Origin of the sequence: Roseomonas populi (genome assembly GCF_024594815.1) — a bacterium.
Classification (GTDB): Bacteria; Pseudomonadota; Alphaproteobacteria; order Acetobacterales; family Acetobacteraceae; genus Roseomonas; species Roseomonas populi.
The window spans coordinates 35110-46204 of record NZ_JANJOU010000025.1; the positions used below are offsets into that span (position 1 = coordinate 35110).

Here is an 11095-nt window from a genome sequence, read left to right on the forward strand (position 1 = left end):
GAAGGTGACATGTCCGGTTTCGAGAGCATCCAGCCCGATCCTTCCACGATCGGGCGCCTTCTCCCGCCCCCCTTCGCCGTGTTGCCCGACCCGCGCCGCCTGTTCCGGGCGCGGGCGGAACGCTTCGCGGCGCTGGGGCAGGCGGGGGATCTTTCCCCCTATCTGCGCTTCCTGGCAGGGCTGTGCGAGGCGCAGGCGGCGGTGGCCGACACCTTGCCCCCGCCCGAGCCCATCCCCGCCGCCCAGGTGGAGCGGGCGAGGGAAGGCAAGATGCCGCCGCTGGACCGCAACGCCTTCCGGGACTCCCCCGGGCTGCGCGCGGTGATCGGGCCTTTCCTGGACGCCATGGTGCCCGTGCCGAAGCCCCAGCCGGCGCAGGATGCGCTGGAATGGCTGCGCCGGGCGCCTGAGGAGTCCATGAGGGAGATGCTGGGCAACGTGGTGGCGGATGCCATCCCGCTGGAGGCAATCCCGCAGCACCTCTTCCTCTCCGCCGCCGCGCAGATCGAGGCGGCGCGGCTCGCTTCCGGGCTGGATGCCGCGAAGCTGGTTCCGGTGGAGATGGGGGTCTGCCCGGTCTGCGGCGGGCCGCCCGCCGCATCGCTGGTGGTGGAGCGGCCGGGGGCGGAGGGCGCGCGCTACGCCGCCTGCGCCTTCTGCGGAACACAGTGGAACGAGGTGCGGATCAAGTGCCTGGCCTGCGGCTCCACCAAGGGCGTGGGCTACAAGGCGCCCGATGAGGGCGGGGCGGAGCCGGCCATTAAGGCCGAGACCTGCGATTCCTGCCGGAGCTGGGTGAAGATCCTCTACCACAGGCACAATCCCTCGCTGGAGCCGGTGGCGGATGACGTGGCGAGCCTGGGGCTGGACCTGCTCATGCAGGGCACCGAGTACCGGCGGGCCGGCTTCGATCCCTTCCTGATCGGCTACTAGGCGCCGTGCCGGACAAGGCGGCCCTCCGGGCCCTTCCTTCCGTGGACCGCGTGCTGGGCGCGGCGGAGTGCGCGCCCCTGGTCACGCGCTTCGGCCGTGCGGAGGTGACGGCGGCCGTGCGCGCGGCGCTGGCCGAGGCGCGGGCGGCGGGGGCGCTGCCGGACGCCGCCGCCATCGTCACCACCGCCGGGAAGGGGCTGGCGGCGCGGCATCGGTCTAACCTGCGGCCCCTGTTCAACCTCACCGGCACGGTGCTGCACACCAATCTCGGCCGCGCGCTACTTGCCGAGGAGGCGGTGGAGGCCGCTGCCGCCGCGATGCGCGATGCCGTCGCGCTGGAGTTCAGCCTGGAGACCGGCCGGCGCGGCGAGCGCGACGACCACCTGCGCGACGTGCTGCGGGAGCTGACGGGGGCGGAGGACGCCACCCTGGTGAACAACAACGCTGCCGCCGTGCTGATCGCGCTGAACACGCTGGGCGCGGGGCGGGAGGCGATCGTCTCCCGCGGGGAGCTGATCGAGATTGGCGGCGCCTTCCGCATGCCGGACATCATGGCACAGGCAGGCGTCCGGCTGGTGGAGGTGGGCACGACGAACCGCACCCACCCCAAGGACTACCGCGGCGCGATCCGGCCGGAGACGGCGCTGATCGCGAAGGTGCATCCCTCCAACTACCGGATCGAGGGCTTCACGGCCGAGGTGGGCGGGGCGGAGCTGGCCGCCATCGCGCGGGAGGCCGGGGTGCCCCTGATGAACGACCTCGGCTCCGGCACGCTCGTTGATCTGTCGCGCTGGGGGCTGGCGAAGGAGCAGACGGTGCGGGAGGCGGTGGCGGAGGGGGCGGACATCGTCACCTTCTCCGGCGACAAGCTGCTGGGCGGGCCGCAGGCGGGCTTCATCGTCGGGCGGCGGGACCTGATCGCCGCCATCAACCGCAACCCGATGAAGCGGGCACTGCGGATGGACAAGATCCGCATCGCCGCGCTGGAGGCGACGCTGAAGCTGTACCGCGACCCGGACCGTCTGGCGGAGCGGATCCCCGCATTGCGCCTGCTGGCGCGCAAGGGGCCGGAGATCGAGGCCCAGGCGCGGCGGCTGCTCCCGCTGGTGGCGCAGCACCTGCCGGCGGGGATCGACGTGGAGGTCTGCGCCTGCCGCAGCCAGATCGGCTCCGGCGCCCTGCCCGTGGACACGCTGCCGAGCGCCGGCCTTCGCCTGACAGCGCCGCGCGGGCGGGACCTGGAGGCGCTGGCGGCCGCGCTGCGGGATCTGCCGCGCCCGGTGATCGGCCATGTGAGGGACGGCGCGCTGGTGCTGGACCTGCGCTGCCTGACGGATGAGCGCGCCTTCCTGGAGAGCCTCTCCGCCTTGCCGGGGACACATGGGCTGGCTTGACCGCTTCCGGCGTGCCGCGCCGCTTCCAGACCCGATGGAGGACGCGCTCGCGGCCTTCCGCGCCGGGGATTGCGCGACCGCCCTGGCCTTGTGGGAGCCCCTGGCGCGGGCCGGGGATGCGCGGGCGCAGGCGAATATCGGCGCCTGCTTCGCTGAGGGCATGGGCGTGCCGCAGGATCCTCCCCTGGCGCTGAAGTGGCTCAGCCTCTCGGCCGAGGCCGGGCATCCTCCGGGCCAGCGCAATCTTGCGGCGCTGCTCCTGCGCGGCGGCCGCGGGGTGGAGGCGGACTTCACCCGTGCCGCCGATCTCTATCGGAGCGCCGCCGAGGCGGGCGATGGGCTCGCCCAGGACATGCTGAGCTGGATGTTGCTGGAGGGCGAGGTGATGCCCGCCGATCCGGCGCAGGCACGCGAATGGGCGGAAAAGGCCGCGGCGCAGGGCGTGGCGTCCTCGATGACGCGGATCGGCATGCTGTACCATCACGCCATGGGCGTGGAGCGGGACGTGGCGGAGGCGGCGCGCTGGTGGACCAGGGCCGCCGCGCTGGGCGATGCGGATGGCCAGGCCATGCTCGGTGCGGCGCATCATCTCGGCGCCGGCGTGGAGAAGGATGGGGTGGCGGCCCTCGCTTGGCTGCTGCGCGCCGAGGCCGGGGGCAGTGCCCTGGCCCGCCCCTTTGTTCCCGCCGTGCGCGCCGCGCTGGACCCGGCCGGCGTCGCTGCGGCGGAGCGCCGGGCGAAGGAGCCCCTGCCATGATCGTCGGCACCGCCGGGCATATCGACCACGGCAAGACCGCCCTCGTCCGCGCCCTGACGGGAGTGGAGACAGACCGGCTGAAGGAGGAGAAGGCCCGCGGCATCACCATCGAGCTCGGCTTCGCCTATGCGGGGGAAGGTGATCATGTCACCGGCTTCGTGGACGTGCCGGGGCATGAGCGCTTCGTGCACACCATGCTGGCGGGCGCCAGCGGCATCGACTTCGCCCTGCTGGTGGTGGCCGCCGATGACGGGGTGATGCTGCAGACGCGCGAGCACCTGGCGATCTTGGACCTGCTGGGCATCGCGCGCGGCGCGGTGGCGATGAGCAAGGCGGACCTGGCCGATGCGACGCGGCGTGCGGAGGTGGAGGCGGAGATCCGCGATCTTCTGGCGCCGACCGCCCTGCGCGACGCCCCGATCATCCCCGTCTCGGCCATCACCGGCGAAGGCATCGGCGAGCTGAAGGGCTTGCTGGCGCGGGCCGAGGCGGAGACGCGCGCGCGGGACGATGGCGGGCGCTTCCGCCTCTCCGTGGACCGCAGCTTCGTGCTGCAGGGCGCGGGCACGGTGGCGACGGGCACGGTGCTGTCCGGCGCCGTCTCGGTGGGGGATGCGGTGGTGATCAGCCCGCTCGGCCTCGCCGCGCGCGTGCGGTCCATCCACGCCCAGAACCGGCCCGCCGCGCGCGGGGTTGCCGGGCAGCGCTGCGCGCTGAACCTGGCGGGGGAGGGTGTGTCGAAGGACGCCGTCTCGCGCGGAGACATGGTCCTCGACCCTGCCCTGCACGCGCCCACCGACCGCATCGACGCCGAGTTCCACGCCCTGGAAGGCGAGCCGAAGCCGATCGGCCAGTGGTTCCCCGCGCGCCTGCACCATGCGGGGGAGGAGGTGGGCGCGCGCCTGGTTCCGCTGGAAGGGCCGGTGGCGTCGGGCGGGCGTGGGGCCGTGCAACTGGTGCTGGATCGCCCGATCGCGGCGGCGGTGGGGGACCGCTTCATCCTGCGCGACGTCTCCGCCCAGCGCACGGTCGGCGGCGGCCGTTTCCTCGACCTGCGGGCGCCCGCGCGCAAGCGGCGCACGCCGGAGCGGATGGCGGTGCTCGAGGCGCTTTCCGCCCCCGCGCCGGAGGCTTTCGCGCGGTTGCTGGACCTGCCGCCCTTCTCCGTGGAGCTGGATGCTTTCGCGCGCGACCACGCGCTGGGGCCGGCGCAGGAAGCCGCGCTGGCTGGAATGGCCGTGATGCTGGAGGCGGGGGGGCGGCGCACCGCGCTCTCCGCAGGCCAGTGGGCGGCGTTCCGCGCCAGCCTGGTGGAGGAGGCGGGCCGCTACCACGAGGAGAACCCGGACATCCAGGGCATCGGGCGGGAGCGCCTGCGGATGCTCGCCCGCCCCCGCCTGCCGCAGCCCGCCTTCCTGGCCGCGCTGGAGCGCCTGGCCGCGGAGCGCGCGGTGGTGCTGGAGGGCGCCTTCGTGCGCCTGCCCGGGCACGAGGTGCGACTGAACCCGGCGGACGAGGCGCTCTACGAGGCCGCCGTGCCGCATCTCGGCGGCGAGGCGCGCTTCCGCCCGCCCCGCGTGCGCGACCTCGTGCCGGTTCTGGGCGCGGCGGAGCCGGAGATCCGGCGTGTGATGAAGCTCTGCGCGCGCCTGGGCCGCGTGGACCAGGTGGCGCATGACCACTTCTTCCTCCGCGCCACCACGGCGGAGATGGTGGAGATCGCGCGCGACGTGGCCGCGGCCGCGCCCGATGGCTGGATCACCGCCGCCGCCTTCCGCGACAGGATGGACAACGGTCGCAAGGTCGCGATCCAGATCCTCGACTTCCTGGACCGCCACGGCGTCACCTTGCGCCGGGGGGACCTGCGCCGCATAAATCCGCACCGTGCGGACGAGTTCCGCATGTCCACCGATGCTGGAGGAGAATCGTCCCCGGTGGGGCGTCCGGACTTCAAATCCGGGTGGGGCAGCGAGACTGTCCCGGGTGGGTTCGACTCCCATTCTCTTCCGCCATCCGGTGCACTCGCATGACCGCGCCCGCCGAAACCGACTTCGACGACTGGATCACCGCCACGCACCGCGCGGCCGGGGATTTCACCGTGCTCTTCGTGCTGCTGCGGATCACGGACCGCACAGTGGAGCCGCTGCGCTCCGCCTGGCTGCACGTGATGGGCGACGAGACGCGGTGGCCGGAGATGGTGCAGCTCTTCGCCGGCGCGAAGGTGCCCTGGGACGCGGCCGTGTTCTTCCGCGCCGGGCGCGAAGGGCTGGTGCCGGACGCGGAGGCGAGGGCGCGGCTGCAATCCCTGACGCGCAAGCTGCACGAGGACCGCTCCCTGATCCGGGAGGGCGAGTTCTTCAACGCCGACGGTCTGCGGCTCCGGCTCGACGAGCAGAAGCCGCACTGAGCGGATCGCCCCAGGAAGCAGACCAGGGCATGAAGCCGCTCAGCCGATAGGACGTCCTCAGGCCGGACGGGGCACGGCCTGCCGCGCCAGCAGCTTCCAGCCGCCCGCCTGCTTCTGGAACACCAGCAGCACGCCGATCCGTACCGTCGCGGGGCGGCCGCCATCCGCGGTCTCGGCGGAGAGGATGTGGCGCACCATCGCGACGTCGCCGGACGTGGCGACCGTCTGCTCCGTCAGGTTGATGCTGCGGAACACGCTCCGCCCCTCCACGATGGCGGAGACGAACTGCTCCTTGTTCTCCACGCGGCCGGAGGAGTGCCCGTAGGTCAGCGCATCGGCGGCGATCGCTTCCAGCTTCGCGCGGTCGGCCGCGAGCATGGCCTGGCGGAGCGCCTCCACGGCCTCGGCGACGCCGGCTTGGTCGTTCGTCTGGGCCGCGAGGGGCGCGGCAGCCATCAGGGCGGCGCCGAGTGCGGCGCTGAACCCGATCTGGCGGCGGGACTGGGACATGGGACGTTCTCCTCGTGTGCTCTCCGGCACCGGCCGGAGGCTAGGAGGAAGTCGCCTGCGGCGCTACCGGGAAGGACTCAGCAGGCGGCGCGCGGGCGCAGCGGCGCGCCGATCGGGTCCAGCCCGCGCGAGGTCGGCGGCTGCCAGGTGGCAGAACGCTGCGAGGCGCCCTGGGGATTGTTGCCGATGTAGGAACCGCCCGTGCCGCCGCTCCAGCCCGTGGAGCCGGCGTTGCCGGGGGCGGTGCCGTCGCGCGCGGCGGGGGCAGGCCCTGTGGCCTCCTCGGCCTTGCCGCCCGCGTTGCACTCCGCCCCCGCGGTGCTCTGGGCGGAGGGTGGCTGGCCCGGCCGGTTCTGGGCCGCGCCTTGGGCCATAGCGGGGGCCGCCAGGGCCAGCCCGGCTAGCACTGCGATCATCCCTGCCCCAAGGCGCATCGTCCTGCTCCCGTCCTTCATGCCCGTTGGAACGCGCGAGGCGGCCTCAGGTCACCACCACGCGCGGCGCACCGGCCTCGGCGGTGCCGATGCGGCGGGCCAGAGGGTATCCCGCAGCCCTGATGCGCTCCAGCACTCCCTCCGCCGCCTCCGGCGCGCAGGCGGCAAGGAGGCCACCGGAGGTCTGGGGGTCGGTCAGAAGGGCGCGGCGCCAGTCCGGCAGGCCGGGGGGCAGTTCCACGCCCGCGCCATAGCTGTCCCAGTTGCGGTAGGAGGCGCCGGTGATGTGCCCCGCCTCCGCCAGTTCGGCGGCGTGGGCGAGGAAGGGCAGGGCATCCGCCTCAATCCGCAGCGCGACGCCCGATCCGCACGCCATCTCCAGCCCGTGGCCGAGCACGCCGAAGCCCGTGACATCCGTGATGCCGTGCACCGCCGGGTCCTCCGCCAGCTCCGCCCCGATGCGGTTCAGCAGGGTGGTGGAGGCGATCATCTCGTCATAGGCGCCGTCCGGCAGCGCGCCCTTCTTGATGGCGGCGGAGTAGATGCCGACGCCCAGGCCCTTGGTGAGGATCAGCGCGTCGCCTGCCCGTGCGCCCGTGTTCCGGCGCACCTTGGAAGGGTGGATGAGGCCGATGACCGCGAGGCCGTAGACCGGTTCCGGGCAGTCGATGGAGTGCCCGCCCGCGACGGGGATCCCTGCCTCGGCGCAGACGGAGGTGCCGCCCGCCAGGATCTCCCGCACCACGGCGGGCTCCAGCTTGTTCACGGGGATGCCGAGGATGGCCAGTGCCATCACCGGCTTCCCGCCCATGGCGTAGATGTCCGAGATGGCGTTGGTGGCGGCGATGCGGCCGAAGTCGCGCGCATCGTCCACCATCGGCATGAAGAAGTCGGTGGTGGCGATGATGGCCAGCTCGTCGTTCACCTGCCACACCGCCGCGTCGTCGGAGCTTTCCGTGCCGACGAGGAGCTGGCTGAAGGGCGCGGCCATGGCCTGCCCCGCCAGCAGGTTCTGCAGTACCGAGGGCGCCAGCTTGCAGCCGCAGCCGCCCCCGTGCGCGAGTTCCGTGAGGCGGATTTGCGGATAGGCGTCCATCGTGTCCTCCAGTCCTGGCATGACGGAGGGGTTCTACGCCGCCGGGCGAGCCTCCTCCAAATCGGCCGACTTCGCCTTCTTGCGGCGCTTCGAGAGGCGGTCCAGCAGCTCCGTCGCGGCGGCCAGCTGGCCGGCGGCGTCCTTGCTCTCGCGCGGCAGCACGATCCGCTCGCCCCTTCGCTCCAGGGGCGGCTCGACCGGGGGCGGCTCGCCACGGAAGGCCGCGGCGGCGGCGCTCGGGCCCACCTTCAGCTCCGCGATCCCCAGGCGGCGGCAGCGCAGGCGCAGCCAGGCCAGGGCGAGGAGGTTGGCCAGCGGCTCGGGCGGCGTGCCGAAGCGGTCCTCCACCTCCTCCGCGAAGTCGCCCAGCGCCACCGCGTCGCCACGGCGGAGGATGGAGGCCAGGCGAGCGTGCAGCTCCACCCGCACTGCCTCCTCCTCCACGTGCTCGCGCGGGATGCCGGCGTGGACGCCGATGGAGATCTGGGGTGTCCAGCCCTCCGCCACCGTCTCCCCCCGCGCCTCGCGCAGGGCGTGGTCCAGCAGGTGCTGGTAGAGGTCCAGCCCGATCAGCTTGACGTGGCCCGCCTGCTCCTCGCCCAGCAGGTCGCCCGCGCCGCGCAGGTCCATGTCGCGCGCGCTGATGGCGAAGCCCGCGCCCACGCGGTCATGCGCCTCCAGCGCCTTCAGCCGCTTGAGGGTGAGGGGAGAGGGCGGATCGGCCGGGTCGGTCATCAGCACGATGCTGCCCCGCACCCGCCCGCGCCCCACGCGGCCGCGAAGCTGGTGCAGCTGCGCGATGCCGAAGCGGTCCGCGCGGTGGACCAGCATTGTGTTGGCACGCGGCACGTCCAGCCCGGTCTCCACGATGTTGGTGGAGAGCAGCACGTCGCCATCGCCCTCGGCGAAGCGCACCAGGGCGGTGTCCACCTCCTCCGCCGGCAGCTCGCCATGGGCTTCGATGATCGAGAGCTCGGGGAGCAGCTCCTCCACGCGCTTGCGCATGTCCGGCAGGTCCTCGATGCGGGAGAGGACGACGAAGCTTTGCCCGCCGCGCCGCTTCTCCCGCATCAGGGCCTGGCGCAGCACGGCGTCGTCCATCGGCACGTGCACGGTGTGGATGGGCTGGCGGCGGCCCGGGGGCGTGGCGATGACGGAAAGCTCCTGCAGCCCCACCAAAGCGGACTGCAGCGTGCGCGGGATGGGCGTTGCCGTCATGGACAGGAGGTGGGTATCCGCCCCCAGCTTCCGCGCCGCTTCCTTCTGCTTCGCGCCGAAGCGCTGCTCCTCGTCGATGACGAGCAGGCCGAGATCGGCGAAGGCGACGCCCTTCGCGGTCAGCGCCTGCGTGCCGATCACGATGTGCACGCTTCCATCCTTCAGCCCGGCCTTCACCGCCTTCGCCTCGGCGGGCTTGGAGAGGCGGGATAGCTGCTCGATGCGGATTGTCCTTCCGTTCACCTTCATCCCCGCGAAGCGCCGGCGGAAGGTGGTCAGGTGCTGGCGCACCAGAACGGTGGTGGGCGCCATGACGGCCACCTGCTTGCCGGCCAGCGCGGCCACGGCGGCGGCGCGCAGCGCCACCTCCGTCTTGCCGAAGCCCACGTCGCCACAGACCAGCCGGTCCATCGGCTGGCCGGAGGCGAGGTCGGCCAGCACGGCGTTGATGCCCTCCTCCTGGTCGGGCGTCAGCGCGTGGGGGAAGCGCGCGGCGAAACGAGCATAGGCGCCGCCGCGCGGGCGCAGCACGGGGGCGGTGCGGGCGCCGCGCTCCCGCGTCATCTCCTCCAGCGCGCGGGCGGTGGCGGCGACCTGCCCCTCTACCTGCGCCCGGCGCTTCGGCCAGGACTCGCTACCCAGGTGATCCAGGGAGACGCCCTCCGCCTCCGCGCCGTAGCGCCAGATCCGGTCCATCTCGTCCAGCGGCACGAGTTGCCTCGCGCCGCCGGCATATTCCAGCACCAGCGTGTCCAGCGCGGCCTCGCCCGCCTCCACCGTCTCCACCCCGCGCAGGGCGCCCAGGCCGTGGTCCATGTGGATCACCGCGTCGCCGGGCTGCAGGGCCGTGCCCATCAGGCCCAGCGCGGCCTGCTGCTCCGCCTCCCGCTTGCGGGTGGCGGCGGGGCGCACGTCGCCGGGGGCGATGACGGTGATGTCGCCGGCGGCGAAGCCGGCGTCCAGCATCCCGTCCATCAGGCCGAAGCGGCCGGGGGCTGCGGCGCGCAGCGCGGCCCAGTCAGCGTACCGCTCCGGTTCCCAGCCCAGGCGCTGCCGGACCAGGCGGGACAGGGCGCGGCCGCGGCGGCTCTCCCGCCCCGCCAGGGCCACGCGGCCGCCCTCCGCCACGCGCTCCTCCAGGAAGGAGAGGAAGGCCTCCTCCGGCTCCTCTGCCTCGATGAAGCGAGGCGTGGTGCCCTCGGGCTCCTCCGGCGGTTCCTCCAGGGCCGTCACTTCGCGGCCCCCCATCGCCTCCGCCCAGGCCGCGTCATCCAAGTGCAGGCGGGCCGGGTCGGACGGGCGGCGCGCGCCCTCCTCCAGCGGCGCGAGGGTGATGCGGGCGCGGTGGGCATCCGTCACCTCGGCCCAGCGCTGGGGCCGCAACTCCTCCACCTCCGGGTCGAGGGAGACGGGGGCGCCGGGCAGCAGGGCAAAGGGGGTGACGAGATCGGGGTAGATCTCCGCCAGAGAGTGCTCCAGCCCTGGCGCGTGCCGCTCCTCCGATCCCTCGGGCCAGACCACCTCGGAAGCGGGGCCGAGGGTGACGGACTCTGCCGCGTCCTCCAGGCTGCGCTGGGTCAGCGGGTCGTAGTGGCGGATGGAGGTGATCCGCCCCTCCTCGTGCTCCACGCGGCAGGGCAGGGCCTCCCCGCCGGGCGGGTAGACGTCGAGCACGCTGCCGTGCAGCGCCGCCTCGCCGGGCTCGTCCACCCGCTCGTCCAGCACGTAGCCCAGTCGCTCCAGCGCGGCTTCCAGGGCGGGGATGTCCAGCGGATCGCCCTGCCGAAGGGTGATCGCGGCGTAGGTCTCGGGCGGGGGTAGGCGCAGCGTGGCCGCTTCGATGCCGGCGATCAGCAGCACGGGGCGCTCGTCCCGCGCCGCCAGGGCCTTCAGCACGGCCATGCGCTGGCCCATCGCCTGGCGGGAGGGTGAGGCGCGGTCATAGGGCAGGCAATCCCAACCCGGCAGGTGCAGCACCGCCATGCCGGGCGCCAGCGCGGCGGCGGCGCGGGCCAGGCGGGCGGCGCGGGCCTCGCTGCGCGCGACATGGATCGCGGCGCCCGCGCTCTCGGCGCGCTCCACCAGCCCGGCGGCCAGAAGGCCCTCCGGTTCCGCTGCCAGCGCTGCCATGCGTGTTCCCCCTGGTCGTCCTGAAGTGGCTTCAGAACGCGGGAGGGGCGGGAAGGGTGTCAGCCCTCCGTGCGGCCCGCGGCGAGGGAGACCAGTTCGGCTCCGTCGTCCACCAGTTCGCCTGGGGAGCAGAGGATGGTGGCGACGGCGCCTTCTGCCGGGGCGGTGATGCGCATCTGGACCTTCATTGCCTCCATCACCAGCAGCACTGCCCCG

At 73.5% G+C, this 11095-nt stretch carries 9 protein-coding genes, 1 tRNA gene and 1 pseudogene; 6 read left to right on the plus strand and 5 right to left on the minus strand.

Features of this window, described 5'->3' with window-relative positions; translation table 11 throughout:
- Positions 1-9 precede the first annotated feature (9 nt).
- The 6 genes and pseudogenes from fdhE to NRP21_RS22540 all read left to right on the plus strand — a co-directional run bounded on the left by fdhE (position 10) and on the right by NRP21_RS22540 (position 5491).
- A complete protein-coding gene (gene fdhE / locus NRP21_RS22515; protein WP_257718491.1) occupies positions 10-933 on the plus strand; it encodes a formate dehydrogenase accessory protein FdhE in 924 nt (307 codons plus the stop codon).
- A 5-nt stretch (positions 934-938) separates the two neighbouring features.
- Complete coding sequence (selA, locus tag NRP21_RS22520; RefSeq protein WP_257718492.1) at positions 939-2327, plus strand: L-seryl-tRNA(Sec) selenium transferase; 1389 nt, start codon at positions 939-941, stop codon at positions 2325-2327.
- Positions 2314-3084, plus strand: a complete 771-nt coding sequence (locus NRP21_RS22525; RefSeq protein ID WP_257718493.1) for a tetratricopeptide repeat protein — start codon at positions 2314-2316, stop codon at positions 3082-3084. The genes selA and NRP21_RS22525 overlap by 14 nt, the downstream gene beginning before the upstream one ends.
- A pseudogene (gene selB, locus NRP21_RS22530) lies at positions 3081-4898 on the plus strand (selenocysteine-specific translation elongation factor); the annotation flags it as partial. The gene NRP21_RS22525 and the pseudogene selB, both read left to right, overlap by 4 nt.
- A 102-nt stretch (positions 4899-5000) precedes the next feature.
- Positions 5001-5096: transfer RNA gene (locus tag NRP21_RS22535), tRNA-Sec, on the plus strand.
- A 14-nt stretch (positions 5097-5110) separates the two neighbouring features.
- Positions 5111-5491 carry a hypothetical protein gene (locus NRP21_RS22540; protein ID WP_257718494.1) on the plus strand — a complete coding sequence of 127 codons (381 nt, stop codon included), beginning with the start codon at positions 5111-5113 and terminating at the stop codon, positions 5489-5491.
- A 57-nt stretch (positions 5492-5548) separates the two neighbouring features.
- Here the strand turns inward: NRP21_RS22540 and NRP21_RS22545 are convergent, their stop codons facing one another.
- The 5 genes from NRP21_RS22545 to NRP21_RS28070 all read right to left on the minus strand — a co-directional run bounded on the left by NRP21_RS22545 (position 5549) and on the right by NRP21_RS28070 (position 11088).
- Positions 5549-6001, minus strand: coding sequence for a nuclear transport factor 2 family protein (locus NRP21_RS22545; protein WP_257718495.1), 453 nt, complete (start codon positions 5999-6001; stop codon positions 5549-5551).
- A gap of 77 nt (positions 6002-6078) precedes the next feature.
- Positions 6079-6435: a hypothetical protein gene (locus tag NRP21_RS22550; protein ID WP_257718496.1), complete on the minus strand. Its 357-nt coding sequence runs from the start codon at positions 6433-6435 to the stop codon at positions 6079-6081.
- Positions 6436-6481: 46 nt separating this feature from the next.
- The gene (selD, locus tag NRP21_RS22555) at positions 6482-7552 is read right to left on the minus strand and encodes a selenide, water dikinase SelD (RefSeq protein WP_257718497.1); all 1071 of its coding nucleotides are present in this window, start codon (positions 7550-7552) and stop codon (positions 6482-6484) included.
- A gap of 12 nt (positions 7553-7564) precedes the next feature.
- Positions 7565-10879, minus strand: coding sequence for a DEAD/DEAH box helicase (locus NRP21_RS22560; protein WP_257718498.1), 3315 nt, complete (start codon positions 10877-10879; stop codon positions 7565-7567).
- Between the two features lie 59 nt (positions 10880-10938).
- Complete coding sequence (locus tag NRP21_RS28070; RefSeq protein WP_408639651.1) at positions 10939-11088, minus strand: biotin/lipoyl-containing protein; 150 nt, start codon at positions 11086-11088, stop codon at positions 10939-10941.
- Positions 11089-11095 lie beyond the last annotated feature (7 nt).